General features: G+C 71.5%; 22 protein-coding genes. 10 read left to right on the top strand and 12 right to left on the bottom strand.

Annotated elements, in window-relative coordinates:
- Positions 1–216: 216 nt before the first annotated feature.
- The gene (locus AB0F04_RS23665) at positions 217–2742 is read left to right on the top strand and encodes an ATP-dependent Clp protease ATP-binding subunit (protein ID WP_362044196.1); all 2526 of its coding nucleotides are present in this window, start codon (positions 217–219) and stop codon (positions 2740–2742) included.
- 65 nt (positions 2743–2807) lie between these two features.
- On the opposite strand, the gene AB0F04_RS23670 is transcribed toward AB0F04_RS23665, so the two are convergent.
- Together AB0F04_RS23670 and AB0F04_RS23675 are read right to left on the bottom strand one after the other, a co-directional pair.
- Complete coding sequence (locus AB0F04_RS23670; protein ID WP_362044198.1) at positions 2808–5858, bottom strand: NACHT domain-containing protein; 3051 nt, start codon at positions 5856–5858, stop codon at positions 2808–2810.
- A gap of 61 nt (positions 5859–5919) precedes the next feature.
- On the bottom strand, positions 5920–6561 hold the full coding sequence (locus AB0F04_RS23675) for an HAD family acid phosphatase (protein WP_362044199.1): 642 nt from the start codon (positions 6559–6561) through the stop codon (positions 5920–5922).
- A 440-nt stretch (positions 6562–7001) separates the two neighbouring features.
- On the opposite strand from AB0F04_RS23675, the gene AB0F04_RS23680 reads away from it, so the two are divergent.
- Entirely contained in the window at positions 7002–7715 is a 714-nt protein-coding gene (locus AB0F04_RS23680; RefSeq protein ID WP_362044201.1) for a M23 family metallopeptidase, read from the top strand.
- A 19-nt stretch (positions 7716–7734) separates the two neighbouring features.
- On the opposite strand, the gene AB0F04_RS23685 is transcribed toward AB0F04_RS23680, so the two are convergent.
- Positions 7735–8331, bottom strand: coding sequence for a helix-turn-helix domain-containing protein (locus AB0F04_RS23685; protein WP_362044203.1), 597 nt, complete (start codon positions 8329–8331; stop codon positions 7735–7737).
- Between the two features lie 123 nt (positions 8332–8454).
- Here AB0F04_RS23685 and AB0F04_RS23690 point away from each other — a divergent pair, with 123 nt between their 5' ends.
- The 3 genes from AB0F04_RS23690 (at position 8455) to AB0F04_RS23700 (ending at position 11091) form a co-directional block, all read left to right on the top strand.
- The gene (locus AB0F04_RS23690; RefSeq protein ID WP_362044205.1) at positions 8455–10041 is read left to right on the top strand and encodes an MDR family MFS transporter; all 1587 of its coding nucleotides are present in this window, start codon (positions 8455–8457) and stop codon (positions 10039–10041) included.
- Between the two features lie 103 nt (positions 10042–10144).
- Entirely contained in the window at positions 10145–10579 is a 435-nt protein-coding gene (locus AB0F04_RS23695; protein ID WP_362044207.1) for a helix-turn-helix transcriptional regulator, read from the top strand.
- 65 nt (positions 10580–10644) lie between these two features.
- Positions 10645–11091 carry a VOC family protein gene (locus tag AB0F04_RS23700; protein WP_053673914.1) on the top strand — a complete coding sequence of 149 codons (447 nt, stop codon included), beginning with the start codon at positions 10645–10647 and terminating at the stop codon, positions 11089–11091.
- 37 nt (positions 11092–11128) lie between these two features.
- Here AB0F04_RS23700 and cseC read toward each other — a convergent pair whose 3' ends face one another.
- The 5 genes from cseC to AB0F04_RS23725 all read right to left on the bottom strand — a co-directional run bounded on the left by cseC (position 11129) and on the right by AB0F04_RS23725 (position 15802).
- Positions 11129–12478: a two-component system sensor histidine kinase CseC gene (cseC, locus tag AB0F04_RS23705; RefSeq protein ID WP_362044209.1), complete on the bottom strand. Its 1350-nt coding sequence runs from the start codon at positions 12476–12478 to the stop codon at positions 11129–11131.
- 14 nt (positions 12479–12492) lie between these two features.
- Positions 12493–13194: a two-component system response regulator CseB gene (gene cseB, locus AB0F04_RS23710; RefSeq protein WP_362044211.1), complete on the bottom strand. Its 702-nt coding sequence runs from the start codon at positions 13192–13194 to the stop codon at positions 12493–12495.
- 169 nt (positions 13195–13363) lie between these two features.
- Positions 13364–14023 (bottom strand): hypothetical protein, encoded by a 660-nt coding sequence (locus AB0F04_RS23715; RefSeq protein WP_362044213.1) that lies wholly within the window; start codon positions 14021–14023, stop codon positions 13364–13366.
- A complete protein-coding gene (locus AB0F04_RS23720; RefSeq protein ID WP_053673910.1) occupies positions 14011–14550 on the bottom strand; it encodes a SigE family RNA polymerase sigma factor in 540 nt (179 codons plus the stop codon). Before AB0F04_RS23720 ends, AB0F04_RS23715 begins: the two co-directional genes overlap by 13 nt.
- Positions 14551–14833: 283 nt before the next feature.
- Positions 14834–15802, bottom strand: a complete 969-nt coding sequence (locus tag AB0F04_RS23725) for an A/G-specific adenine glycosylase (protein ID WP_362044215.1) — start codon at positions 15800–15802, stop codon at positions 14834–14836.
- A 119-nt stretch (positions 15803–15921) separates the two neighbouring features.
- On the opposite strand from AB0F04_RS23725, the gene AB0F04_RS23730 reads away from it, so the two are divergent.
- A complete protein-coding gene (locus AB0F04_RS23730) occupies positions 15922–17496 on the top strand; it encodes a histidine kinase (RefSeq protein ID WP_362044217.1) in 1575 nt (524 codons plus the stop codon).
- Positions 17493–18176, top strand: a complete 684-nt coding sequence (locus AB0F04_RS23735; protein WP_362044218.1) for a response regulator transcription factor — start codon at positions 17493–17495, stop codon at positions 18174–18176. Before AB0F04_RS23730 ends, AB0F04_RS23735 begins: the two co-directional genes overlap by 4 nt.
- 168 nt (positions 18177–18344) lie before the next feature.
- Here AB0F04_RS23735 and AB0F04_RS23740 read toward each other — a convergent pair whose 3' ends face one another.
- Entirely contained in the window at positions 18345–18986 is a 642-nt protein-coding gene (locus AB0F04_RS23740; RefSeq protein ID WP_362044220.1) for a phosphatase PAP2 family protein, read from the bottom strand.
- A gap of 175 nt (positions 18987–19161) precedes the next feature.
- Here AB0F04_RS23740 and AB0F04_RS23745 point away from each other — a divergent pair, with 175 nt between their 5' ends.
- Positions 19162–20028 carry a hypothetical protein gene (locus AB0F04_RS23745; protein WP_362044222.1) on the top strand — a complete coding sequence of 289 codons (867 nt, stop codon included), beginning with the start codon at positions 19162–19164 and terminating at the stop codon, positions 20026–20028.
- 208 nt (positions 20029–20236) lie between these two features.
- Here AB0F04_RS23745 and disA read toward each other — a convergent pair whose 3' ends face one another.
- Both disA and radA read right to left on the bottom strand, forming a co-directional pair.
- Positions 20237–21361: a DNA integrity scanning diadenylate cyclase DisA gene (disA, locus tag AB0F04_RS23750; RefSeq protein ID WP_361949538.1), complete on the bottom strand. Its 1125-nt coding sequence runs from the start codon at positions 21359–21361 to the stop codon at positions 20237–20239.
- Positions 21362–21441: 80 nt separating this feature from the next.
- Positions 21442–22851 (bottom strand): DNA repair protein RadA, encoded by a 1410-nt coding sequence (gene radA, locus AB0F04_RS23755; RefSeq protein ID WP_362044224.1) that lies wholly within the window; start codon positions 22849–22851, stop codon positions 21442–21444.
- A gap of 197 nt (positions 22852–23048) precedes the next feature.
- On the opposite strand from radA, the gene AB0F04_RS23760 reads away from it, so the two are divergent.
- Positions 23049–24764, top strand: a complete 1716-nt coding sequence (locus AB0F04_RS23760; protein ID WP_362044226.1) for a hypothetical protein — start codon at positions 23049–23051, stop codon at positions 24762–24764.
- A gap of 8 nt (positions 24765–24772) precedes the next feature.
- Here AB0F04_RS23760 and AB0F04_RS23765 read toward each other — a convergent pair whose 3' ends face one another.
- Entirely contained in the window at positions 24773–25591 is an 819-nt protein-coding gene (locus AB0F04_RS23765) for a hypothetical protein (RefSeq protein ID WP_362044228.1), read from the bottom strand.
- An 83-nt stretch (positions 25592–25674) separates the two neighbouring features.
- Here AB0F04_RS23765 and AB0F04_RS23770 point away from each other — a divergent pair, with 83 nt between their 5' ends.
- Positions 25675–26607 (top strand): Ppx/GppA phosphatase family protein, encoded by a 933-nt coding sequence (locus AB0F04_RS23770; RefSeq protein WP_362044230.1) that lies wholly within the window; start codon positions 25675–25677, stop codon positions 26605–26607.
- Positions 26608–26632: the final 25 nt, after the last annotated feature.

Genomic DNA, 26632 nt, shown 5'->3' on the forward strand with positions numbered 1-26632 from the left:
TCGCCATCGGCGTACTGGCGAGTGGGGTATCTGCCTGGCCTGCGGGAACATCGTCTCGCACCATCGGGTTGGAGCAGATGTCGGCGTCACGGGTCAGGAGGCCATCGACGGTGTCGGCAGTTGGAATGAGCGGTCCCCGCTTGCGGGACTAAGCTGCGGAAGGACAGGGAGGGGAAGTTCCCCCCACTGCCTGACCGCTCTGAGGAGCGATTAACGATGTTCGAGAGGTTCACCGACCGCGCGCGGCGGGTTGTCGTCCTGGCTCAGGAAGAAGCCCGGATGCTCAACCACAACTACATCGGCACTGAGCACATCCTCCTGGGCCTGATCCACGAGGGTGAAGGTGTCGCCGCCAAGGCCCTTGAGAGCCTCGGGATTTCGCTCGAGGCGGTCCGCCAGCAGGTGGAGGAGATCATCGGCCAGGGCCAGCAGGCCCCGTCCGGCCACATCCCCTTCACCCCCCGTGCCAAGAAGGTCCTGGAGCTGTCGCTCCGCGAGGCCCTTCAGCTGGGCCACAACTACATCGGCACGGAGCACATCCTGCTCGGCCTGATCCGCGAGGGCGAGGGCGTCGCCGCCCAGGTCCTCGTGAAGCTGGGCGCAGATCTGAACCGCGTGCGGCAGCAGGTGATCCAGCTGCTCTCCGGTTACCAGGGCAAGGAGACCGCCACCGCCGGCGGTCCTGCCGAGGGCACCCCCTCCACGTCCCTGGTCCTCGACCAGTTCGGCCGGAACCTCACCCAGGCCGCTCGTGAGTCCAAGCTCGACCCGGTCATCGGGCGCGAGAAGGAGATCGAGCGGGTCATGCAGGTGCTGTCCCGCCGTACGAAGAACAACCCGGTGCTGATCGGTGAGCCCGGCGTCGGCAAGACCGCCGTCGTCGAGGGCCTCGCCCAGGCCATCGTCAAGGGCGAGGTGCCCGAGACCCTCAAGGACAAGCACCTCTACACCCTGGACCTCGGTGCCCTGGTCGCCGGCTCCCGCTACCGCGGTGACTTCGAGGAGCGCCTGAAGAAGGTGCTCAAGGAGATCCGCACCCGCGGCGACATCATCCTGTTCATCGACGAGCTGCACACGCTGGTCGGTGCGGGTGCCGCCGAGGGCGCCATCGACGCCGCTTCCATCCTGAAGCCGATGCTGGCCCGCGGTGAGCTGCAGACCATCGGTGCGACCACGCTGGACGAGTACCGCAAGCACCTGGAGAAGGACGCGGCCCTGGAGCGCCGCTTCCAGCCCATCCAGGTCGCGGAGCCGTCCCTGCCGCACACGATCGAGATCCTCAAGGGACTGCGCGACCGGTACGAGGCCCACCACCGCGTCTCCATCACCGACGAGGCGCTGGTCCAGGCCGCCACCCTGGCCGACCGGTACATCTCGGACCGCTTCCTGCCGGACAAGGCGATCGACCTGATCGACGAGGCCGGTTCCCGGATGCGCATCCGGCGGATGACCGCGCCGCCGGACCTGCGCGAGTTCGACGAGAAGATCGCCGGCGTCCGCCGCGACAAGGAGTCCGCGATCGACTCGCAGGACTTCGAGAAGGCCGCGTCCCTGCGCGACAAGGAGAAGCAGCTCCTCGCCGCCAAGGCCAAGCGCGAGAAGGAGTGGAAGGCCGGCGACATGGACGTCGTCGCCGAGGTCGACGGCGAGCTGATCGCCGAGGTCCTCGCGACCGCCACCGGCATCCCGGTCTTCAAGCTCACCGAGGAGGAGTCCTCCCGCCTGCTGCGCATGGAGGAGGAGCTCCACAAGCGGGTCATCGGCCAGAACGACGCCGTCAAGGCGCTGTCGAAGGCGATCCGCCGTACGCGTGCCGGTCTGAAGGACCCCAAGCGCCCCGGTGGCTCGTTCATCTTCGCCGGCCCGTCCGGTGTCGGTAAGACCGAGCTGTCCAAGGCGCTCGCCGAGTTCCTCTTCGGTGACGAGGACGCGCTGATCTCCCTCGACATGTCGGAGTTCAGCGAGAAGCACACGGTCTCGCGTCTCTTCGGTTCGCCCCCCGGCTACGTGGGCTACGAGGAGGGCGGCCAGCTGACGGAGAAGGTCCGCCGCAAGCCGTTCTCGGTCGTCCTCTTCGACGAGGTCGAGAAGGCGCACCCGGACATCTTCAACTCGCTGCTGCAGATCCTGGAGGACGGTCGCCTGACCGACTCCCAGGGCCGGGTCGTGGACTTCAAGAACACGGTCATCATCATGACGACCAACCTCGGCACGCGGGACATCTCCAAGGGCTTCAACCTGGGCTTCGCGGCCTCGGGTGACACGAAGACCAACTACGAGCGCATGAAGAACAAGGTCCAGGACGAGCTCAAGCAGCACTTCCGGCCCGAGTTCCTCAACCGTGTCGACGACGTGGTCGTCTTCCCGCAGCTCAGCCAGGACGACATCCTCAAGATCGTCGACCTGATGATCGGCAAGGTGGACGAGCGCCTGAAGGACCGGGACATGGGCATCGAGCTCTCCCAGTCCGCCAAGGAGCTGCTGTCCAAGAAGGGCTACGACCCGGTGCTGGGTGCGCGTCCGCTGCGTCGCACCATCCAGCGCGAGATCGAGGACTCGCTGTCGGAGAAGATCCTCTTCGGCGAGCTGCGCCCCGGTCACATCGTGGTCGTCGACACGGAGGGCGAGGGCGAGACCAAGACCTTCACCTTCCGCGGCGAGGAGAAGGCGGCCCTGCCGGACGTCCCGCCGATCGAGCAGGCGGCCGGCGGCTCGGGTCCGAACCTGAGCAAGGACGCGTAAGCGTCACAGCAGAGTGAGAGGGGCCGGCGCCTTCCGGGGCGCCGGCCCCTTCGCCGTGTCCGGGGTCAGACGCGGACGATCTCGACGGTGGGGAAGATGCCGGCCCACGCGTCGGGGGAGTGCGTACCGGTGAGCGCCTCGGAGACGGTCAGCCTGCGCAGGCGGGGCAGCCGGGATGCGATGACGTGGAGAACTCCCAGGTCGCCGTCCCCGGGAAACTCGAAGTCCTCGATGCCCGGCAGCTCCGGCATGGCGTCGAAACCGTAGTGTTCCGAGCGCCCGTAGAGACGGAGGTTGGTGAGCGCCGGGAGGGCGGCCACCTCGTGCCAGTCCTCGGCGCTCAGGTGCCTCCGGCTCGACACACCCACGGCGAGCGACCTGAGCGTGGGCCACCCGCTCAGACCACGCAGCCCGGTCGAGTGGATGGACTCCATCCCCAGGAAGAGATGCCGCAGGGGCGCGTCGGTGGGCAGGCTCTCGGTGAGGAATTCTCCCGGGAGGTTCTGGTCGAGCGAGAGCTGGGTGAGCCGGCGCAGCGTCCCCAGCCCGGTGAGGTCCGCTCCGCGGTCGAAGAGCACGAGGTCCGTCAGCGGCAGTTCCGCCAGGCTCGACAGGCCTTCCGTGCCGGTGCAGCGGCTGAGCCACAGACCGGTCAGCGAGCGGAACGCCCGCAGGTCCCGCAGATGCCCGAGGACCGGGTTGTTCCACAGGTGCAGCAGGTGGACCTCGGCGGGCTCCGAGACGCACGCGAGGAGTTCCGCCGCGGTCAGCGGGCCGTCGAACCGCAGCCTCCCCCAGGGGCGCATCAGCCGGAGCGTCGCCCTCTGCTCGGCGGATTCGCAGACCACGGAGAGTCCGTCCCGCTTCAGATGGTCGAGCACCTCCACCGCGTACTCCCGCGCGTCGAACCGGCTCCACGTGCCCGCCAGCTGGCGCCGTACGTCGAGGTCCGGGTGCTCGCGGAAGCGGCGCAGCACCGCCAGCGCGCCCTCGTCCTCCTCGGCACCGAGGAGTGACGCGGTGACGGTGACTCCGTGGGCCTCCTCGTCGGTCAGTCCCTCCGGGCCCGGCAGCAGCTCCAGCACCAGTGGACCCGCTTCCGCCAGGGCCTTCGCCTCCTCCGTCGTGCGTGGCGGGATGAGCGCTCCGGCCCGTTCCTCCACCTCGGTCCGTACCCCGGGGTCCAGGGCCGCGGCGTGCTCCAGGCAGGCCAGGGCGAGGAGGGTCAGCCGTGGGGTGTCCTCGGCCAGCAGGCGGCGCAGCAGCATCGCCCGCTCCCGGGGCCGGGCGTGCGCGACCGCCATGCGGATCACGTCCTCCCACAGGCTGTCGCCCGCGTGGCCGGCCAGGACGTCCAGGTGGCCCTCCTCGACGGCGTACCGGGCGCCCAGGTAGTCCTGGAAGGTGCGGTGGACGAAGTGGACGACGCCCTCGGTCGGCTGGCGGAGCAGGCCGCTGCGGAGCATGAGGGCATGCAGCACCTCGGCCGCGTCCCGCTGATCCGGAACCCGTGCGATCGTCGGCAGGCAGCGCCCCACGATGCCCTCGGCCGTCTCGAGGTCCATCTCGGTCCGTCCGCTCAGCACGAGGGCGTAGGCGAGGCGCTGGAGCAACTCCAGCTGAACCTCCTCGCCCAGCTCGACCCCGTGGACCGGGCCCATGCCCCGCTCCCGGTCGCGGCGCGAGAGCAGCATGGCGAGGGCGGCGTCGTAGAGCTCCTTGCGGCCGGTGGGCAGGTAGCCGCGGCGCTCGCGGTGCAGAGCGCAGATCAGCCCGCACATCAGCGGGTTGGAGGTGAGGCGGGCCAGGTCGCGCTTGGTGCGCAGGGAGTCCAGCAGCCGCTGCTCGTACTCCGGGGCGCGTGCCGCCCGGTGCCAGCGGTGGACGAAGGTGGCCACCTCGGCTCGGCCCATCGGCGCCAGGGACAGTTCCCGGAAGCCTTCCCGCGACAGCCACTCGGCGCGTACGGCGGTGGGCCGGGTGGTGACCAGCCAGCGGTTGCCGGGGTAGGCGTGGATGAGGGCGCGCAGCCAGTCCCGGGTGCCGTGGCGGTCGGCTGCCGGGACCTCGTCCAGACCGTCGACCAGGACCAGCGCGCGGCCCGCGGCCAGCACGCGTTCCGCCCAGCCGCCGGGCGGCGACAACGGGCAGCCGACGGCGCTCAGGAAGGCGGCCGGTGCGGGCAGCGGGCCGGTGCGGATCAGGGTGCGCAGCGGGAGGACGTACGGGATGTGCGTTCCGGCGCGGGCCGCGGTCACCGCCAGCCACTGCACCAGTGTCGTCTTCCCGGAGCCCGCGTCGCCCCGCAGCAGCACCCTGGAGTCCCGGTTCAGCGTCTCGTCGGCGGGCATCCGTCCGGTGCGGGCCGGCTGTTCCCCGCCGGGCGGGACCGCCCGGTCGTCCTCCCGGTCGGCGGTCGCCTCCAGCGTCAGGTACGCCACCTCCAGCGGCCAGCTGTCGGGGGAGTCGCGCAGGTCGATGCCGTAGATCGTGAGGTGGTTGTGGCGCTCGGTGACGTACGACCGGTAACGGCGTTCGAAGGCGGCGTCCTGTGCGGACGGACGGGGTGCGCGGGTGAGCAGGTCGTCGACCTTGGCGATCAGTTCCGCCTGACCGCGGGTCTGCTCGACGAGGGTGCGGGCGACAAAGGTGGAGCGGCGGGTGAAGAACTCCAGGATGTTCAGGCACGCCCACTCGGTCGCCTGATCCAGGAAGTGGCAGGAGTCCGCGGTCAACCCGTCGGGCGCCGGGGCCGCGCGGTGCAGCTTCCCGGCCAGTGCGCGGTGTCCCAGGCGGACGGCCTGTACGTCGTCCATGTCGAGGTCGCCGAGGGCGAGCAGTCTGCGGGCGAGCGTGTCGGTGACCGCGATCCGTTCGTCGGGCGGGAAGGGCGGCTCGCCGGGGGAGTCCACCGCCTGCGCCACGAGCTGCGCGGCGAGTTTCCGGACGTCCCGCTCGTCGAGGGTGCGCTTCTCACCCCGGAAGGACACGAGAGCGGACAGGCGTACGGGCTTGTCGACCAGGCCCGCTCCCGGTCCGTCCGGGCGCACGAGCTTCTTCAGCAGCGGGGCGACCAGTCCGGACGCCAGCTTGCCGCCGAGTACCGTCGGATCCAACCGCCGCACCCCCGTGATCGCGTGAACGGGGCCGAGCGTACCCGGAGTTGAGCCGTCGCGGTCAGGACAGCTGCCCGTCGTAGTCCGGCAGCTTGAACGTCCTCTCGGCGTGGCCGCCCGACAGGTCGGTGGCGCTGTTGCCGATGTTCGCGATGATCGTGTAGCCCTTCTTCTCGACGTCGATGCGCTGGGCCGTCTTGTAGTCGGCGACGTTCTTGAAGAGGTCGATGAAGTTGCGGACGTAGAGTCCGGAGACCTGGTAGCCGGTCTGCTTCAGGTTGTACTGGGTGAACGAGGCGATGATGTCCGGCCGGGCGGTCACGAAGAACAGGGCGACGCCGCGCTCCTGTGCGTATCTGGCGGCCTCCAGAACCGGCTTGTTGGCCGGTTGCGGGTAGGCGAAACCGAAGTCCGTCTCCAGCGCCGTGTTGTCGATGTCGAAGACGATCGCCTGCTTCTCGCCCGGCTTCGTGGCCGCGATCCGCTGCTTCAGATAGGGCAGCGCCTGGTCCATCACGGCCTGGCAGTCCTTCTGCCAGGTGCCGTAGTCGACGTCTGCGGCCGCGGACGTGGCCGCGGCGGTGGTGGTCGCGGAGGCCGGTGCGGCGGTCGCGGCGTCGGCCGGTGCGGCCATCGTCACGAGGGCTGCCGCCGAGACGGCGGTGACTGAGGCGCGGCGCAACCAGGGGCGTCGGATCTGCATGTCGTGGGGGTCCTCTCACGTCCGTGACGCTGCCAACATGTCGTGTGCATGCTTGTGCTCGAGGGTGGCGTGAGGGGAACCGTAGGGTTACCGGACGGTAGGCGCCTAGAGGCCTGCGCCACATTTTCTGAATGGCCGAAGAGGGCCCCCGGTGACATGGCGCACAGGCGATATGTCCGTTACTAGCCGGAATAGTGGATGAACGGCCGGAAGAAAAGGGATTCTCCGCCCGCGATACGGGCGGAAGTAGGGGCTAGTGCCCTGATTTGTCCCGAATGGCTGCTGTGTCAAGAGACGTAGAACACTGAACCAAATTACTAAAGAAAGCCGTAGATCACGCTTTTGGGGCTTTGTCGGGCTTCGGGTTACCAAGGGATGGCCACACGGCGAGCGGTTGTGCGCCGGGTGGTTTTCTCCGTCCCCTTCCCCACGAGGTTTCGATGTCCCAGCGCGTCACGTCCCGTTCTTCCCGTACGTCCCAGCTCCGCACCCGTGCGACCGTGCTGGCCGCCGGCCTTGGTGTCTCGGTCGCACTGGGAGCCGGGGTCGCGTCCGCCGCCGACACCACGGCCGCGTCCGGGGCCGCCAGTGCCGTCCAGGCGCAGGCCGCCGCCCAGGCCAAGGTCGCCAAGGCCGAGGCCGTGAAGGCCGAGAAGGCCGCCAAGGCCGCCGCCGCCAAGAAGACGGCCGAGAAGAAGGCCGCCGCCAAGAAGGCGGCTGCCAAGAAGGCCAAGCCGTCCTGGGTCGACCCGGTGAAGAAGTACACGCTCTCCGCGAGCTTCGCCCAGAACGGCGGCATGTGGGCGCACAAGCACAGCGGCCAGGACTTCGCCGTGCCGAGCGGCACCCAGGTCGTCGCCACCCACGGCGGCACCGTGGTCAAGGCCGGCGGCAACGGCGCCGGTGACGGTCCGGCGTACGGCAACGCCGTCGTCATCAAGCACGGCAACGGCACGTACTCCCAGTACGCCCACCTGTCGAAGGTCGAGGTGCGCGTCGGCCAGATCGTGAAGACCGGCCAGGAGATAGCCAAGTCCGGCAACACCGGCAACTCCAGCGGCCCGCACCTGCACTTCGAGATCCGTACGACCCCGAACTACGGCTCGGCGGTCGACCCGGTGAAGTTCCTGCGCGCCAAGGGCGTGACGGTCTGACCGGCCTGACCGCGCAGGCCTAGGAGCCCCCGGCTCCCCGGTGGGCCTGGGTCACCAGGTCGGTGGCGACCTCGAGGACTGCCTTGTTCTTCTCCTCGGGGTCGTCTCCCATGTCCTGGAGCAGGAACATGCCGGCGTGCAGCGTGAAGATCGCGCTGGCGCAGCGGACCTGGTCGACGAGGTCCGCGTCCGGGTCGACGATGATGTCGCGCAGACGCTGGATGCGCGCCTTGAAGGACTCGCCGATCCGCAGGTCCCGTACCGTCGCCTGGTTCTCGTGCATAAAGCGGAACAGCGGCGCGGCCTCGGCGAGCGTGTCGGCGTAGCGGCGGATGATCTCCTGCTTGGTCGCGAGGGTGTGCGGCTGCCGCCGGCCCCACTCGATCAGGTCCTCGATCGGCTGGGTGAGGTCCTCGAAGATGCTGACGAGGATCTCTTCCTTCGTCTTGAAGTGGTAGTAGAGCGCCGCCTTGGTGACCTCCAGGCGCTCCGCGATCTCGCGCAGGGAGGTCTTCTCGTAGCCGTGCTCGGCGAAGAGTTCGAGGGCCACGTCCTGGATGCGCCGGCGGGTGTCCCCGCGGCGCCGCTGCTTGGTGCCGTCCATGGTGCCGCCCATCCTCCTACGCCCCCCGCTTTCCATAAAACTTACTTGACGCCCGGCTAGTTACGCGGCTAGCTTCCGAGTGTAGTCACTAGCCGGTCGGCAAGTAAGTAGCGGTAGCTGGGGGAGTGGGAAGCGATGGCGGACAAGACGGACACACCGGCGGCAGGCGCCGCGGAGGAGAAACAGCCCAAGAGCGTACGGGTCGTGCTGCTCGCGCTGATGATCGCGATGATGCTCGCGATGCTCGACAACATGATCATCGGCACCGCGATGCCGACGATCGTCGGTGAGCTGGGCGGGCTCGAACACCTCTCCTGGGTCGTCACCGCCTACACCCTCGCGACCGCGGCCTCCACCCCGCTGTGGGGCAAGCTCGGCGACATGTACGGCCGCAAGGGCACGTTCCTGTCGTCCATCGTGATCTTCCTGATCGGCTCCGCGCTGAGCGGCATGGCGCAGAACATGGGCGAGCTGATCGGCTTCCGCGCGGTGCAGGGCCTCGGCGCCGGCGGTCTGATGGTCGGCGTCATGGCGATCATCGGCGACCTGATCCCGCCCCGGGAGCGCGGCAAGTACCAGGGCATGATGGCCGGCGTCATGGCGCTGGCCATGATCGGCGGCCCGCTGGTCGGCGGCACGATCACCGACAACTGGGGCTGGCGCTGGGCGTTCTACATCAACCTGCCGCTCGGCGTGGTCGCGCTGGTCGCCGTCAGTGCCGTGCTGCACCTGCCGAGGAAGCGTTCCAAGGCGCGGATCGACTACCTGGGCGCCGCGTTGCTGACCGTCGGCATCACCGCGATCGTGCTGGTGACGACGTGGGGCGGCACGGAGTACGCGTGGAGCTCCGCGCGGATCATGGAGCTGATCGGCATCGGCGTCGCCGCGCTGGTCGGGTTCGTGTTCTGGCAGACCCGGGCCGCGGAGCCCGTGGTTCCGCTGCACATCTTCCGCAGCCTGAACTTCACGCTGATGTCGGTCATCGGTTTCATCACCGGCTTCGTGATGTTCGGTGCCACGCTGTTCCTGCCGCTGTACCAGCAGTCCGTGCAGGGCGCTTCCGCGACCAACTCCGGGCTGCTGCTCCTGCCGATGCTCGGCGCGATGCTGGTGACCTCGATGGTCGCCGGGCGGGTGACCACGAACACCGGCAAGTACAAGGTCTTCCCGGTCCTCGGCAGCGCGCTGATGATCGTCGGGCTGTACCTGCTGTCCACGATGGACACCGGCACCTCCCGTCTGACGTCCGGCGTCTTCATGGCCGTGGTCGGCCTCGGCATGGGCTGCCTGATGCAGATCACCATGCTGGTCGCGCAGAACAGCGTGGAGATGAAGGACATGGGCGTCGCGTCCTCCTCCACCACGCTCTTCCGCACCCTCGGCTCCTCCTTCGGCGTCGCGATCATGGGTGCGCTGTTCAACAACCGCGTCCAGGACGTCATGAGCGAGCGGGCCGGTGCGCTGGGCTCCAAGGTGACCGAGCAGTCGGCGCAGCTCGACGCGAAGAGCCTGGAGAAGCTGCCGGTGCTGGTCCGGGAGGCGTACCAGCACGCGGTGTCCGCCGGCACGCACGCGGCGTTCCTGCTCGGGGCCGTGGTGGCGGTGGTCGCCCTCGTGGCGGCCGTGTTCGTCAAGGAGGTGCCGCTGAAGGGGGCGGGACCGAAGGAGGACGGCAAGCCCGACACGCCGGCGGCGCAGCCGCCCATGGTCGAGGCCGTCTGACCACGCCGCACGAGGCCCCCGGGAGTGTCCGCCCGGGGGCCTGTCGTCATGCCCGGCCGCGAGCCGGGGGCCGTTGTCGGACCCCCGTGCCACCATCGGTCGCATGGACAAGACGCGCCAGATCCGGCTGGCCAAGGACGCGATGGACCGGGACTGGGCCGATCCCGGACTCGACCTGGACACCGTCGCCGCCCACGCCGGGTACTCGCGCTACCACTTCATCCGCGCCTTCAAGGAGGCCTACGGCGAGACCCCCGGCCAGTACCTCACGCACCGCCGGATAGAACGCGCCGAGGACCTGCTGCGCACGGCGAACCTGTCGGTGACGGAGATCTGCCACCTGGTCGGCTTCAGCAGCGTGGGCACGTTCTCGGCGCGCTTCAAGACCTGGACGGGTCTCACCCCGAGCGAGTACCGGACCAAGCACGTGGGCCGGGGAGCCGCCCTCATACCCGGCTGCTACGCCATGCTCTGGGCGGGCGGTTTCCGTCCGGCGCCCGGCGCCGGCGAGAAGCGCAATTCCGGAGAAGCGCGCTGACACCCCCGCTGCCTACCGTGGCAGGGCAGGCACCACCGGCCGCAGCGTCAGAGCAGGAGTTCGCCATGATCAAGGGTCTCGCCATCTCGACCGTCTGGGTCCTCGACCAGGACCGGGCCAAGGAGTTCTACACCGAGAAACTGGGCCTGGAGGTCCGTACGGACATGACCATGGGCGAGGGCGGGATGCGCTGGCTCACGGTCGGCTCGCCGAACCAGCCCGACGTCGAGCTGACGCTCATGGTGCCCGGCGGGCCCGCGATGGACCCCGAGTCCGCCGAGATGCTCCGCAAGCTGGTGACGAAGGGCGCGCTCGGCGCGGGCGTGCTGACCACCGACGACATCCACGGCGACTACAAGAAGCTCAAGGACAAGGGCGTGGAGTTCCTCCAGGAGCCGCAGGAGCGCCCGTACGGCACGGAGGCGCTCTTCCGCGACGACTCCGGCAACTGGTTCTCGTTCACCCAGCCCCGCGAGGGCGGCCTCGACATGGACCAGGACTGGTCCTGCTGACCACGTCGACACGGCCGGTCCCGAAGGCCCGGGAGGCTCACGAGCCCGGCAGCACCGGATAGCTGCCGGTGTTCGTCGGCGCGTGCTCCGGCAGCCACAGCACGGCGACCGCGCCCTCGGCCGGCAGATGCTCCGGTGTCCCGGGGGTGCGGACGTTGCGGAAGGTCAGCCGGGCGCCCATCACCCGGGCCTGCCCGGCCGCGATGGTCAGACCGAGCCCGTGACCCTGCCCGGCCCGGTCCTTGCTGCCCGTGCGGAAGCGGCTCGGCCCCTCGGCGAGCAGTTCTTCCGGAAAGCCCGGGCCGTGGTCGCGCACCCGGATGACCCGGCCCTCCACGCTGACCTCGATGGGCGGCTTGCCGTGCCGGGCCGCGTTGGCCAGCAGGTTGAACAGGACGCGCTCCAGACGGCGCGGGTCGGTGGTCACCTCCGACTCGTGCACGACGCGCACCTCGATGGCGGGGTCCTTGGCCGCCACCCGCCGGGCGACGAACTCCCCCAGCATGAGGTCCTGCAGCTCCGCCCGCTCGGAGGCCCCGTCGAGCCGGGCCACCTCCAGCACGTCCTCGACCAGCGTGCGCATGGCCTTCGCCCGGTCCAGCACCAGCTCGGTGGGGCGCCCGGGCGGCAGCAGTTCCGCGGCGGTCAGCAGCCCGGTCACCGGGGTGCGCAGCTCGTGCGCGATGTCGGCGGTGACCCGCCGCTCGGCCTCGATGCGCTGGCGCAGCGCGTCCGCCATGGCGTCCACCGCGCTCGCCAGGTCGTCCGTCTCGTCCCGTACGACCCCGCCCATGGCGTCCCGCACGCGCACGTCGGTCTCGCCGCCGGCGAGCTGGCCCGCCGCGACGGCCGCCTTGCGCAGCCGCCGCGAGAGGTGCCCGCCGATGAGCACCCCGAGCGCGCTGCCGCCGAGCACGACCGCGATGGACCCGATGAGCAGGGCCTGGTCGAGATCCTGGAGGATGTCCGAGCTGCGGTCGGTGAAGCCCGAGTGCAGCGACATCACCTGCCCGTTCTTCAGCGGCACGGCGGCCCATATGTCGGGCACGTCGCCCGGCCGGTCCGCCACGTACGTCGCCCGCCGGCCCGCCTCGACCCGCTCCCGCAGCGCCTGCGGCAGATCCGGGTCGTTGATCTTGGTGTTGGGGAAGTTCATCCGCCCGGACAGCTCGAAGTTGCGCTGGGCGATCATGATCCGCTCGTCGGCGAGATCGCGCGCGTTGTCCAGCATCGAGACTCGTGCGGCGTTGTGCACCACGAGGCTCAGCGCGATCGCCACCAGTGCGCCCACCAGGGCGATGGCAGCGCTCAGCTTCCATCTGAGGCCCGTACGGATGCCCGCACGCTCCAAGCCCGCGGCGACCAGGCGCCGGAAGTGCCCCCTCATACCCCTGCCCCTGCTCAGGCCTTCAACTTGTAGCCGAAGCCGCGGACCGTCTCGATCCGGTCCTGGCCGATCTTCTGCCGCAGCCGCTGCACATGCACGTCGACGACGCGGGTGTCCCCGCCCCAGCCGTAGTCCCACACCCGCTCCAGCAGCTTGTCGCGGGAGAGCACCGTGCCGGGCGCGGAGGAGAACTCCAGCAGCAGCCGCATCTCGGTCGGCGTCAGCGCCACCGGCTGCCCCGCGCGGCGGACCTCCATGCCCTCGGTGTCGACCTGCAGGTCCCCGAAGGCCAGGACACCGCCGCTCGCCGGGGCCGCCGGCTCCTCGCCCCGGCCGCCGCCCGCGTGCCCGAAGCGACGCAGCACCGCGCGGATCCGGGCGACCAGGACGGCACCGTCGAACGGCTTGGTCACGTAGTCGTCGGCGCCCGCCTCCAGGCCCAGCACCACGTCGATGGAGTCGGCCCGCGCCGACAGCATGATCACCGGCACGGTCGACTCGTCCCGGATCCGGCGGCACAGGCTGACCCCGTCGAGGCCGGGCACCATGACGTCCAGCAGTGCGATGTCGGGGCGGTCCGCCCGGAAGGCCTCCAGACCCGACAGCCCGTCGGGCATGGCGGTGACCACGAAGCCGTCGCGTTCCAGGGCGAGCTGCGTGGCCTCGCGGATGACGTCGTCGTCCTCGACGAACAGGACGTGGGTCTGGTCTGCCATCCCGGTGCTCTCTGTCCTCTGTGGTCCATGGGGGGTGCGTTCTACGGCTGTGGACGCATGTGCGGTTGATGGAGATGCGTTCTCCTGCTGGGACGCACGGTCCGCCCGACGCGTTCACGGAGGGATCGGTCCGAGTGTCCCGATCGGTTCACGCGACCTTCCGCCCGCGTCAGCTCGCGGGCGCCGGCGTCGGGCTGTCGACGGCGACCTTCCCGTAGTCATTGTGCGTGCGGTACTTCTCGGCGAAATGGCCGGAGGTCCATCTGTACGTGATCACGTTCTCCCCGGACGGACTCGACACCGGGTCACCCTTGTCGTACACCTGCTTGGTCACCACCAGGTCGCCGCGGTCGATCTCCGCGTAGACCGGCGGCTCCTCGGACGTGAACACGTTCTTGTACGAGCCGCCCTGCTCGCGGTACACGTAACTGCCGACGCCCACCGCGTCACCGCAGGTCAGCACGTTGACGACGACGTCGTCGGCGGATCCTGAGGTCAAATTGCCGTAGGAGACGTCCACCGGGTACTCGTTCGCCACGCACGGCTTCAGCTCGCGCTTCACCTCGGGTGCGACCTTCGGGTCGTCCTTGATGAGCGCGACCGGGTTCACGTTGTCGGGGGACTTCGACTTCGACGGCGCGGCGGACGGGGTGGCGGCGGCGCCGGCCACCGCGTCGGCGTGCGCCGGGCCCTCGTCACGGGCGCCGGTGCCGCCCGCACCGCAGCCGGACACCAAAAGGGCGAGGGCGGTGGGCACGGCCAGGGCCGCGCTCACCGCCTGGATACTGCCCCGGGTCCGTGCAGAACCCTCGCCGGTCAGGCCGCGCACCGCTCCCGCTCCTCACGCTCCAGCGCGCGTGCGTCCAGATCGCGGGACTCCAGCTCCTCGCGGAGCCGGGCGAGCGCCCGGTGCAGCGTGCTCTTGACCGTTCCGGCCGACATGCCGAGGGCGGCGGCCGTCTCCTCCGTGGACATCTGCTCCCAGTGTCGCAGCACGACGACACTGCGCTGCTTCGGGGCGAGGACCTTCAGGACGTCCATGAGCAGGGCGCGGTCCGCGTGCTGCTCGGTGGCGTCGTCGACCGAGGCGTCCGGGAGCTGCTCGGTCGGGACCTCCTCCAGCTTCCGCGCCCGCCACCACTCGGTGCGCGTGTTGATCATCACCCGGCGCAGGTAGGCGTCGGCCAGCCGCTTGTCCTCGATGGTCTCCCACCGGCCGTACGTCCGGACCAGCGCCGTCTGCAGCAGGTCCTGCGCGTCGGTCGGGTCCGGGACCAGGCGGCGGGCACTGCGCAGCAGCGCGTCCTGCCGGGTGCGGACGTACTCCTCGAACTCGAGCACCTCGCCCTGCGCCATGGTGAACCGCCTCCCGTTTCCCCGTTTCGGGCCGGCTCCCCGCCGCCCGTGCACTGCTGTGGTCTTCAGTCGTCCCCTGTCCTGCGGGAACGCATCTGAAGGTACGGAGGCGTTGTCACGGCACTGTCCGAAGCAGCCTGCGGCCAGCGCTCGGCTGTCCGTCGGTTGTGTAACGGAAATCCGAACGGGGTAGGGCGGTGGGGGCGTTGAGGCGGATTGGGGGTGATTTGTCCACCCGTTCTCTGTTACGGGCGCCGGTCCGCGGCTGTGACCCGTCTGTACATCAGGTCAGCGGCAGCCGGTACGAACCGCCCGCCAGCGGCTCCACCAGGCCGTCGGCGACGAGACCGTCGAGGGCGCGGGCCCGCTGCACCGGCTCGTGCCACACCCGGTCCAGAGCCGCCTGCGGAACGGGCCCGGGGGCCTCCCGCAGCACGGCGAGCAACCGTCCGCGCACCTGACGGTCGGTGCCCGCGTACGTCTGGCCCCGGCGCGGCGGCCCCTCGTGCTCCGGCTTGCCCGCCAGCCGCCACGCGCACTGCGCGGCGATCGGGCAGCGGTGACACGACTCGCTCTTCGCCGTGCACACCAGCGCGCCCAGCTCCATGGAGGCGGCGGCCCAGCGGGCGGCGGTCGGCTCGTCCTCGGGCAGCAGCGCGCGGGCCAGCCGGCGCTCGGCGGCGGTGGTGGCGTTCGGCGGGTACTGCACACCGGTGACCGCGCGGGCGAAGACCCGGCGCACGTTGGTGTCCAGCACCGGGTGCCGCTGCCCGTAGGCGAAGGAGGCGACGGCGGCGGCCGTGTACTCGCCGATGCCGGGCAGCGCCAGCAGCTGGGCGTGGTCGGCCGGTACGTCACCGCCGTGCCGTTCGGTTATGGCGACGGCGGCGCCGTGCAGCCGCAGCGCGCGGCGGGGGTAGCCGAGCCGCCCCCAGGCGCGAACGGCCTCACCGGGCGCCTCCTTGGCCAGATCGGCCGGCCGCGGCCAGCGCTCCAGCCACTGCTCGTAGACGGGCAGCACACGGCTCACCGGCGTCTGCTGCAGCATGAACTCGCTGACCATCACCCCCCACGCCCCGGCCTCGGGACGCCGCCACGGCAGGTCACGGGCGTGCTCGCCGAACCAGTCGATGACGGGGGAGTGCAGGTTCTCTCCGAGGGCCGGGCCCGGAGGGGTGTCGCCGGAGGAGGTGCCTGAGGGGGCGGAGGGGGAGGCGGTGGTGGGGCACGGGGGTTTCGTGGGAGCAGTCATGGCCTCTCGATGGTGCCACGCAGAGGCCCCTGTTCGGTTGAACCGCCACCCCTGAAGGAGACAGCTACCTGACGATCGACAGCAGTGCGGGCGGGTCGGGCGCTTGTAGCGTCAGGCGCATGGAACGTCCTGGCGTGGCCTCTCTCGCCCGTGGCGCCCTCCTCTGGGCCGCCTTCGCCGTCCCGGCGCTCACGGCGGACCGGGTCGGGCTGAACGAGCCGCGGCCGGGCTGGCAGCAGTTGCTCGGTGTGGTCGTGCTGGCCGGGGCCGCCGCCACGTCCCGGCGGCTGCCTCTGGTCGCCTACGGGCTGGTGGCGGCCCTGAGTCTCGCCGCCGCCCCGGCCCTCTTCACCGTCTCCTACGGTCCCGCCCTCGCCGTGTGCGCACTGCTGCTCGGGCTGCGGGCGGGCCGGGCGGGCCCGGCCCTGGTGTGCTTCGCGGCCGTCGGCTTCGCGGGCGCCGCGCGAAGCGCGCTCGTCGGGGCCGACCCGGCTCCCGAGTGCCTCGTCATGGCCGCCACGCTGCTCTTCGGCTGTGTCTTTCCCTGGCTCGGCGGGCGCTACTGGCGGCAGAGCCGTGAGCTGGCCGAGGCGGGATGGCTGCGTGCCGCCCGGCTGGAGGACGAGGCCCGCTTCGCCGAGGAGCGCGCCCGGCTGCGTGAACGGGCCCGGATCGCCCAGGACATGCACGATTCCCTCGGCCACGAGCTGAGCCTCATCGCCCTGCGCGCGGGTGCCCTCCAGGTCACCCATGGCCTGGGCGACGAACACCGGGCCGCGGCGGCCGACCTGCGCGTGGCCGCCGCCGACGCCACCGACCGGCTGCACCGCATCATCGGCGTCCTGCGCGAGGACGACGACGAGCCGGTGCCGCTGACCCCGGCGGGCGAGACGCTGGAGCAACTCGTGACCCGTGCCGCCGAGTCGGGCCTTCCCGTGCGCTGGGAGCCCGCCGGACACGACCCGCCCGCGGACCTCGGCGACGTCGCCGAGCGGCTGTTGCACCGCGTGACCCGGGAGGCACTGACCAACGCGGCACGGCACGCGCCGGGCGCCCCCGTGGTCGTGGCGGTCACCGGACACGCCGCGGGCACCGCCGTCACGATCACCAGCGGCCGGGCGACACAGGACGGTTCCCCGCCTTCCGGAGGCGGTACGGGCCTGCTCGGGCTGCGGGCCGCGGTGACCTCGGTCGGCGGGGAGTTCGAGGCCGGCCGTCACGCAGAGGGCTTCCGGGTGCGGGCGTACGTCCCCCGGCAGCGGACCGCCGTCACCCCTCCGCGCCCCGCCCGGTCGCCGTTCACCCAGGTCCGCCGCCGGGTCGCCATCGGCCTCGGCACCGCGTCCGGCGCGGGCATCGTGCTCCTCGGCGCCGCCTTCGGCTGGTACGCGTACGCCGAGACACACTCGGTGCTCGAACCGGCCGTGTACGCGAAACTGCGCCAGGGTGCCCCGAAGGCCGAGGTCGAACGCGTGCTGCCCGAGCGCGATGTGAACGACCCGCCCGCCGACCGGGCTCCCGCTCCGCCCGCGGGGGCGGAGTGCCGCTACTACCGCGCGAGCGGCGAACTGTTCGTCTCCGTGGACCACTTCAGACTGTGCTTCGAGGCCGGGCGGCTGGTCGCCAAGGACGTGGTCCCCGGGGTCGGGATGTCCGGCGAAGGCCGGGAAGAGTACGAGGAGTTCGCACGGTGAGCACAGGAGACCCGAGCAGGGCACCGATCCGGGTGCTGCTGGCCGACGACGAGGCGATGGTACGGGCCGGGGTACGCGCCATCCTGGGCAGTGGTGGAGGGACGGAGGTCGTCGCCGAGGCGGGCGACGGGCGCGAGGCGGTCGAGCTGGCCCGCGTGCACCGCCCTGACGTTGCCCTGCTGGACATCCGCATGCCCCGTCTGGACGGCCTCCGGGCGGCGGAGGAGATCGTGCGGTCCGTTCCCCGCACGGCCGTAGCGATGCTCACCACCTTCTCCGAGGGCGCCTACGTGACGCGCGCCCTGGGTGGTGGCGCCACCGGCTTCCTGCTGAAGTCCGGGGATCCGTACGAACTCGTGGCGGGTGTGCGGGCGGTGGCCGCAGGCGCCGCGTTCCTCTCGCCCAAGGTGGCCCGGTTCGTCATCGACGAGGGCATGAGCGGCGGGCGCCTCACCCGCGAGGCCCGGGCACGCGCGCGGGTGGCGGTCCTGAGCCCCCGCGAGCGCGAGGTGCTCGGCCTGGTCGGCGCAGGCCTGTCCAACCCGGAGATCGCCGCCCGGCTGCACCTGGTCGAGGGCACGGTCAAGGCCTACGTCAGTGCGGTCCTGGACCGGCTGGACGTGCGCAACCGGGTGCAGGCGGCGATCGTGGCGTACGAGGCGGGGCTGGTGGAGCCGTGAACGACTCCGGGGCTCACGGTGGTTCGGCGAAGGACGGACGACCGGTCGGCGGTGCGGGCGCGAACCGCTCCAGGACACGCGCGCCACTCCGCGGCACAGCCCCGCGCGTGCGGAGCGGCTGAGCAGCGCGCGGGCGTCTCGGCCCGGCTGTGCGCCGTGCGTCCCGGCTCACCGGTGCGCGGCCGTCTCGTACGCCGGGGTGAGCGCCGGGCCCGGCCCCAGCACCCACCGCACCGCCGGTGCCGACGAGGTGCGCAGTGCCCCGGTCAGCCGTGCCATCGGTTTGGCGCCCAGCGGTACGGCGACGAGAGCGACGAGTGTGCCGAGCCCGAGGCCCGCCAGGACGTCGTGCGGGTAGTGCACGCCGACGAAGACCCTGGAGAGGGCCATGAGAAGGGCGAGCGGCGCGGTCAGCCACAGCAGCGCACGCCGGACCAGGGCCAGGGCTGCCGCCGACGCGCCCGCGATCGTGGCGTGGTTCGACGGGAAGGACCAGTCGCCGTGCGGTGGGCATTCGGCCAGCGACATGGCCGCACCGGCCACCGCCCGGCACGGACGTTCCTCCGTGACCACGGATTTGAGGACCTCGCTGCACAGGTACGCCGCAGCAGCGGCCAGAGGTGCAAGGACCGCTGTCGCGAACGCGTGGGGGCTGTCGCGGCGGGCCCGCCACCAGCCGGCGGCGAACAGTGCGACGAAGACGAGCAGTCCTGCCTCCGTCCATGTCGTGGCTCCGTGTTGCAGCCACGAGGGGGTGGTCCGGGCGAAGTCGGTGATGTCGCGGTAGAGCGTCGTGTCCTGGAAGGTCATGGTCACGGACGGTAGGTGAATGGCCTGTTCCGTCACACCCAGCGATCGTCAGGCTGTGCACCTGACGAAAGACGGGGGTGAGAACCCGACTTCCGGAATGATGATCAGGAAAAGTTGTCACTTCGCGCGGCGGGTGGGACGGGTTGGCGCGCCGATCTCTCGTAAGGTTTGCGCCGTGGGATCTCTGCGCAATCCGGTCGGTCCGCTCCCCTCCTCCATCTACTGGCGTCGGAGGGTCGTACTGGTGTGTGTGGTCGCCGTGTTGGCGCTGCTCACCACCTGGATCGTGATGATGGGCGGCGGGGGCGGCAAGGACGGCGGCAACGGCGCCAACGGCAAGAATCCCGCGCCCTCGATCACACCCGGGCCGTCGGGTTCGGGTCCTGCCATCAGCCAAGCACCCGGCGGACGCGACGAGTCGGGCGGCGGCGGTTCCGGCGGTTCGTCGTCAGGCTCGGGCGACGGCTCCGGTGACGGCTCGGGGAACGGGTCGGGAGACGGCTCCGGCGACGGTTCCGGCTCCGGTGACGGTTCCGGCACCGGCGGCTCCGAGGGAGCGGGCGGTGAGGGCGGCTCGGGCAGCGGCGCCTCCGCCGGCGGCGCCGGAGCGGGCGACACCCTGCCGTCCGGCTCCACCCTCCCCAACTGCACCGCGGCCGCAGTCAAGTTCAGCCTGCGCAGCCGGCACAACTCCTACGATCCCGAGCAGACGCCCACGTTCCTGCTGACCGCGCGGAACGTCTCCGGCAGCGACTGCAAGATCGATCTCGGGCCGAAGAACACGGTGTTCACCATCGCCCCGGCGAGCAGCGACGACGACTACTGGTCCTCCGGGGACTGCCCCAAGGCCGCCGCGCACCAGCTGTACCGGGTCGCCGCCGGCAGCGACATCACCTACACCGTGAAGTGGGACCGCAAGCCGAGCGCTCCCAAGTGCGCCACGCCTCCCGCCGGCTCGGCCGGGTCGGGCACGTACCTCGTGGAAGCAAAGACCCCGGGCTTCGGGAAGGTGCAGACGTCGTTCGTGCTCTCGGCCGACTAGGTCCCGGCGCCGAGGCCGGGCAGAAGCCGGGGCGCAGGCCGGGGCACAGGCCGGGACAGAAGCCGGCCCAGTAACCGGGACAGAGCCCGGCACAGAGGGTCAGCAGAAGAGACGGTCGCGGAAACGTCCGAGGGCGGTACCCCTTGCCGGGTACCGCCCTCAGCCGTTGCCACAAGGCACCGTGCGCGTCAGGCCTGTGCGACAGGCCCTAGACGTACCGCTCCAGGATCGACGACTCCGCCAGCCGCGACAGGCCCTCGCGGACGCTGCGTGCCCGGGCCTCGCCCACGCCGTCCACCGTCTGCAGGTCGTCGACGCTCGCGGCGAGCAGCTTCTGCAGCCCGCCGAAGTGCTCGACCAGGCGGTCGATGATCGCGCCGGGCAGCCGGGGCACCTTGGCCAGCAGGCGGAACCCGCGCGGGGAGACCGCCGAGTCCAGCGTCTCGGGCGCGCCGGTGTAGCCCAACGCCCGGGCCACCGTCGACATTTCGAGAAGCTCGGCGTGGCTGAGGGCGTCGAGTTCGGCGAGGGCCTCGTCGACCGTGCGGGAGCGCTTGGCCGTGGGCTCGGGGACGTAGTCCCGCACGACCAGCTCACGCTCGGGCTCCACGCCCGCGATCAACTCGTCGAGCTGGAGGGCCAGCAGCCGGCCGTCCGTGCCCAGCTCCACCACGTACTCGGCGATCTCCGTGGCGATGCGGCGGACCATCTCCAGGCGCTGGGCGACCGCCGAGACGTCCCGGACGGTCACCAGGTCCTCGATCTCCAGCGCCGACAGTGTGCCCGCGACCTCGTCGAGGCGGAGCTTGTAGCGCTCCAGGGTCGCTAGGGCCTGGTTGGCGCGGGACAGGATCGCCGCCGAGTCCTCCAGGACGCGGCGCTGGCCGTCGACGTACAGGGCGATCAGCCGCATCGACTGGGAGACGGAGACCACCGGGAAGCCGACCTGCTTGCTGACGCGGTCCGCGGTGCGGTGCCGGGTGCCCGTCTCCTCCGTGGGGATCGTCGGGTCCGGGACCAGCTGCACGCCCGCGCGCAGGATCTTCGACAGATCCGAGGACAGCACGATGCCGCCGTCCAGCTTGCACAGCTCGCGCAGACGGGTCGCGGTGAACTCGACGTCCAGGACGAAACCGCCGCTGCACAGCGCCTCGACCGTCTTGTCGGAGCCGAGCACGATGAGCCCGCCGGTGTTGCCGCGAAGCACCCGCTCCAAGCCGTCACGCAGGGCGGTGCCGGGTGCCACGGCGCTCAGGGAGGCGCGCATCAGGCCATCGGTACCGGCACTCCCGCCGGACTTTCCGGGAGCCGATGCCCGGTCGTTGGCTGCCACTGCACTCCTCCGGTCGCAGGTTCTGGGCGCCCCCGTGTCGCGCGCTCGGTTCGCACGGACGGGCGAGACCAGGGCAAAGTCTACCGGCGACCCTCCTCGTCCTGTGGGGCCTCTCGGCGACGGGAGCGGGGAAGGACCCGCAGGGCGTCCCCTATGTCCGCGACTTCCAGGACCTTCATGCCCGGCGGGACCTTGCCCGGATCGGCCGGTACCAGGGCATGTGTGAAGCCCAGACGGTGCGCTTCGGCCAGTCTGCGCTGCACACCAGTGACGCGTCTCACCTCACCCGCGAGGCCCACTTCCCCGATCGCGACGAGGTTCTTCGGGAGAGGTGTGTCACTCGCGGCGCTCGCCAGGGCGAGGGCGACGGCCAGGTCGGCGGCCGGCTCCGAGAGCCTCACCCCGCCGACCGTCGCGGAGTAGATGTCCCTTTTGCCCAAGGCGCTGATGCGCCCGCGCTGTTCCAGTACCGCGAGCATCATCGAGACGCGGGAGGTCTCCAGGCCCGAGGTGGTGCGGCGCGGGGAGGGGATCTGCGAGTCGACCGTGAGCGCCTGGACCTCGGCGACCAGCGGTCGGCGGCCCTCCAGGGTCACGGTCAGGCAGGTGCCGGGGACCGGTTCGGCCCGGCGGGTCAGGAAGAGGCCGCTCGGGTCGGCGAGGCCCGTGATGCCCTCGTCGTGCAGCTCGAAGCAGCCGACCTCGTCGGTGGTGCCGTAGCGGTTCTTCACGCCGCGCACCAGACGCAGGCGCGCGTGCCGGTCGCCCTCGAAGTGCAGGACGACGTCCACGAGGTGCTCCAGCAGGCGCGGGCCCGCGATCGCGCCGTCCTTGGTGACATGGCCCACCAGCAGCGTGGACATGCCGCGTTCCTTGGAGGCCCGGATGAGGGCGCCCGCGACCTCCCGCACCTGGGCCATGCCACCGGGCGCGCCGTCGATCTCGGGAGAGGCCACCGTCTGCACCGAGTCCATGATCAGCAGCGACGGCTTCACCGCGTCCAAGTGGCCCAGCACCGCGGCCAGATCCGTCTCGGCCGCCAGGTACAGGTGGTCGTCGATGGCGCCGATGCGGTCGGCCCGCAGCCGGACCTGGCTCGCCGACTCCTCGCCCGTGACGTACAGCGTGCGGTGCTCGTCGCTCGCGGACTTGGCCGCGACGTCGAGCAGCAGCGTGGACTTGCCGACCCCCGGCTCGCCCGCGACCAGCACCACCGCGCCGGGCACCAGCCCGCCGCCGAGCACGCGGTCCAGCTCGGGCACGCCGGTGGGGCGGGCGGTGGCCTGCCGTCCGTCCACCTGACCGATGGGCAGGGCGGAGGTGGTGACCCGGCCCGGTGTCGTCGTACGCACCGCGGGCGCGCCGTACTCCTCGACCGTCCCCCAGGCCTGGCACTCGGGGCAGCGGCCGAGCCACTTCGCCGTCTGCCAGCCGCACTCCGTGCAGCGGTAGGACGGGCGGTCCTTGGTGGTCTTCGTACGGGCAGCCATGGACGGAACCGTAGCCGCAGGCACTGACATCGCGGGGACCGGCCGACGGCGGCCTCCTGCGCGCCAGGGGTTCGCCACCCCCCGCCGGCGGCGGAACAACCGGTTCATGTCCCCGATTGAGGGATCGTTTCACCCGTACGGATTAAAAGTGCCCAAGCCGCCGGAAGGTGCCACTCCCGGCCCCCTACGGTCGCCGAATGATGAGCAGTACTCCGGAGATTTCGACCCGCTCGACCGGCGCGCACCGGGCGCACCGGGAAGCGCGCGACCGCGGGGCGGCGCGCACGCTGGCGCAGCGGCCGCCCGCGCGCTACGAGCCGTACCTGGACGGCCTGTTCACCTACTGCCTGTCGGTGCTGTGCGACCACGAGGCGGCGACCACCGCCCTGGGCGACGTCCTCGCACTCGCCGAACGCCGCGGCCGGCAGGCACCCGGGGCACCCGGGGACCGCAGGGCCTGGCTGTACGCGCTGGCCCGCTGGGCGTGCCTGCGCAAGCTGGCCGAGGCCAAGCAGAAACGTCTGAGCAGCCACGCGGCGGGCCGCACCGACCGGCAGCGCGCCGACCGTCCCGCCGCCCCCGCCCCCTCCGAGGAGGTCCAGGAGCAGCGCCGTCGCGAACTGGCCCTGCTGGCCTGGCCGGAGGCCGCCGGCACCACCCCGGAGCAGCGCGAGGCGCTCGAACTGGCCGTGCGCCACCACCTCGCCGCCCACGAGGTCGCCGCCGTCCTCGGCAAGGACCTGGCCGCCGCGCGCGATCTGCTCGCCTCCGCCGCCTGCGAGGTGGAACGCACGCGTGCGGCCCTCGCCGTGGTCGAGACCGGGGCGTGCCCGAGCGTCGCGCACCTCGTCGGCGACGACCGGCTCGTCCTCGGCACGGCCCTGCGCCGCGAACTCGTCCGGCATGTCGACGACTGCCCGCGCTGCCGCCGCACCGCCGAACGCGCCATCCCCGGCCGCTGGCCCGGTACCAGCGTCACGCCCGCCGAACTGCCCGTCCTGCCGGCGCCCCGCGCGGCCGTGCACATCGCCATGGCCCACCACCCGCGCGCGCGGAGCGCCGCTCCCCGCTTCGACCGGCGGGGCTTCCCGATGGATCCCAAGGACCACGCCGCCCGCAGGGACCGCCTTCGCGCGCGTGCCGTCACCACGACCGTCGTCGCCACCGTCGTGGCCGCCCCCGTGCTGGCCCTGTGGGCCGCCTACCGGGGCACCCCCGTCGGCGAGGGCCAGGACGGCCGCTCGGCCTCCGCGCTCGAGGTGGACGACCCGTTCGGCCTGGAAGGGGAGATGGCGGGCGGCGGCTACGAGAACACGGGCAACGCGAGCACGCGCCCCGGTCCCCGCTTCGGCAAGGACGGCAAGGCCGACGTCTCCGTGGAGGTCCTCGGCGTGGCCGGCGCGGGACGGGAGAGCGCCCTGGAGATCACGGCCGACAACAGCGGCGACACCACCCTGATCACCCTGACCGCGAGCGGCCCGGCCCCGGTCCGCTGGTCCGCCTCCACCGGAGCCCCCTGGCTCTACCTCAGCCAGTCCTCGGGAACGCTCCGGCCCGGCGAGTCGTTGACGATCAAGGTGTACGTCGACCACCTGCGCGAGCCCGCCGGCGCCTGGCAGGCGCAGGTGGCGGTGGCACCGGGGGGCGCCGTCGTCCGCATCGAGGGCTATGGCACCGCGCCCACCCCCTCCGGCCCGGACCCCCGCCCCAGCGACCCGGGCGAGCCGGTGCCGACCCACCCCGACCCGACACCCACGACCTCCGCCCCGGACCCCGACCCGACGCCGACCACCCCGCCCCCGTCGACCGACCCGGACCCCACACCCACGCCGACGGACCCGGACCCGACCGATCCCGAGGGCTCGACGCCACCGCCCTCGGACAGCGGCGACCCGGACCCGGTCACGTCATAGCCGGCCCCTCAGGCCGCAGGACCCGCCGGATGCGCGGGATCCGCGGGATGCGGAGCCAGCAGCGGCAGCTGCGAGGCCAGCCGCTCCTCGCACAGCTCGACCAGCCGGTCGTAGCCGGCCTTGCCCATCAGCTCGATCAGTTCGGGCCGGTAGGAGACGTAGACGGGGTCGCCCGCGCCGTGCGCCGAGGTCGCCGACGTGCACCACCAGTGCAGGTCGTGGCCGCCGGGGCCCCAGCCGCGCCGGTCGTACTCACCGATCGACACCTGCAGCACACGCGTGTCGTCGGGCCGGTCGATCCACTCGTACGTCCGGCGCACCGGCAGCTGCCAGCAGACGTCCGGCTTGGTCTCCAGCGGCTCGCGGCCCTCCTTCACGGCGAGGATGTGCAGCGAGCAGCCCATACCGCCCTTGAAGCCGGGCCGGTTCTGGAAGATGCACGAGCCCTGGAAGGGCCGCGTCTGCCGCTCACCGTCCTCGTCCTCGGAGACCCAGCCGCCCCGTGTGCCCTCGGCATGGTGCTGCCAGATGTCCGGCGTGAGCCTGGCCACATGCTCGGCGACGCGCTTCTCGTCGTCCTCGTCGGAGAAGTGGGCACCCAACGTGCAGCACCCGTCATCCGCGCGGCCCGCCTGGATGCCCTGGCAGCCGCTGCCGAAGATGCAGTTCCAGCGAGAGGTCAGCCATGTCAGATCGCAGCGGAACACCTGCTCGTCGTCCGCCGGATCAGGAAACTCCACCCATGCGCGAGCGAAGTCGAGGCCCTTCTCGTCGGAGTCCACGACAGCCGGTGATTTGTCGCGCTTCGCCTTTTTCGTCTTTGGCACGAGTCCAGGGTACGGGCCCCGCCACCGGCCTTGTACCCCCGCCGAGGACGGCGGAGGGCCCACAGGGCGCTAGCGTTCCGTACATGAGACTCGGTGTCCTCGACGTGGGATCGAACACGGTGCATCTGCTCGTGGTGGACGCGCACCCCGGCGCGTGCCCGTTGCCCGCGCACTCGCACAAGGCGGAACTGCGCCTCGCCCAGCTCCTCGACGACGACGGCGCGATCGGCCCGCACGGTGTCGACCGGCTGGTCTCGGTCATCAAGGAGGCGCTCCAGGCCGCCGAGGACAAGGGTGTCGAGGAGGTCCTCCCGTTCGCGACCTCCGCCGTGCGGGAGGCCCGCAACGCCGACGACGTCCTCGAGCGCGTGCGCACCGAGACCGGCGTCGAGCTCCAGGTCCTCACCGGATCCGAGGAGGCCCGGCTGACGTTCCTCGCCGCCCGCCGCTGGTTCGGCTGGTCGGCCGGGAAGCTGCTGGTCCTGGACATCGGCGGCGGTTCCCTGGAGGTGGCCTACGGCATCGACGAGGAGCCCGACGCGGCCGCCTCGCTGCCGCTGGGCGCCGGCCGCCTCACCGCCGGCTGGCTGCCCGGTGACCCGCCGGACCCGGAGGACGTGCGCGCCCTGCGCCGCCACGTCCGCACCGAGATCGCCCGCACGGTCGGCGAGTTCAGCCGCTTCGGCACGCCCGACCACGTCGTCGCCACGTCCAAGACCTTCAAGCAGCTGGCCCGCATCGCCGGCGCGGCCCGCTCCGCGGAGGGCCTGTACGTCCAGCGCGAGCTCAAGCGGGAGTCCCTGGAGGGCTGGGTTCCGCGACTGGCCGCCATGACCGAGCGGGAGCGCGCGGAGCTGCCGGGCGTCTCGGAGGGCAGGGCCGGCCAGCTCCTGGCGGGCGCCCTGGTCGCCGAGGCCACGCTGGACCTCTTCGGCGTGGAGCGCGTGGAGATATGCCCCTGGGCGCTGCGCGAAGGCGTGATCCTGCGTCGCCTGGATCACATGGAGTCCGAGTAGGACAGGTGTCAGGGGGCCGAACGCT

The organism is Streptomyces sp. NPDC029041 (genome assembly GCF_040637515.1).
Lineage (GTDB): Bacteria > Actinomycetota > Actinomycetes > Streptomycetales > Streptomycetaceae > Streptomyces.

Coding starts and splice junctions, on each gene's coding strand:
- AB0F04_RS23665 (WP_362044196.1), top strand. CDS start 217: ATGTTCGAGAGGTTCACCGACCGCGCGCGGCGGGTTGTCGTCCTGGCT.
- AB0F04_RS23675 (WP_362044199.1), bottom strand. CDS start 6,561: ATGCAGATCCGACGCCCCTGGTTGCGCCGCGCCTCAGTCACCGCCGTC.
- AB0F04_RS23680 (WP_362044201.1), top strand. CDS start 7,002: ATGTCCCAGCGCGTCACGTCCCGTTCTTCCCGTACGTCCCAGCTCCGC.
- AB0F04_RS23685 (WP_362044203.1), bottom strand. CDS start 8,331: ATGGGCGGCACCATGGACGGCACCAAGCAGCGGCGCCGCGGGGACACC.
- AB0F04_RS23690 (WP_362044205.1), top strand. CDS start 8,455: ATGGCGGACAAGACGGACACACCGGCGGCAGGCGCCGCGGAGGAGAAA.
- AB0F04_RS23695 (WP_362044207.1), top strand. CDS start 10,145: ATGGACAAGACGCGCCAGATCCGGCTGGCCAAGGACGCGATGGACCGG.
- AB0F04_RS23700 (WP_053673914.1), top strand. CDS start 10,645: ATGATCAAGGGTCTCGCCATCTCGACCGTCTGGGTCCTCGACCAGGAC.
- cseC (WP_362044209.1), bottom strand. CDS start 12,478: ATGAGGGGGCACTTCCGGCGCCTGGTCGCCGCGGGCTTGGAGCGTGCG.
- cseB (WP_362044211.1), bottom strand. CDS start 13,194: ATGGCAGACCAGACCCACGTCCTGTTCGTCGAGGACGACGACGTCATC.
- AB0F04_RS23720 (WP_053673910.1), bottom strand. CDS start 14,550: ATGGCGCAGGGCGAGGTGCTCGAGTTCGAGGAGTACGTCCGCACCCGG.
- AB0F04_RS23725 (WP_362044215.1), bottom strand. CDS start 15,802: ATGACTGCTCCCACGAAACCCCCGTGCCCCACCACCGCCTCCCCCTCC.
- AB0F04_RS23730 (WP_362044217.1), top strand. CDS start 15,922: ATGGAACGTCCTGGCGTGGCCTCTCTCGCCCGTGGCGCCCTCCTCTGG.
- AB0F04_RS23740 (WP_362044220.1), bottom strand. CDS start 18,986: ATGACCTTCCAGGACACGACGCTCTACCGCGACATCACCGACTTCGCC.
- radA (WP_362044224.1), bottom strand. CDS start 22,851: ATGGCTGCCCGTACGAAGACCACCAAGGACCGCCCGTCCTACCGCTGC.
- AB0F04_RS23760 (WP_362044226.1), top strand. CDS start 23,049: ATGATGAGCAGTACTCCGGAGATTTCGACCCGCTCGACCGGCGCGCAC.
- AB0F04_RS23770 (WP_362044230.1), top strand. CDS start 25,675: ATGAGACTCGGTGTCCTCGACGTGGGATCGAACACGGTGCATCTGCTC.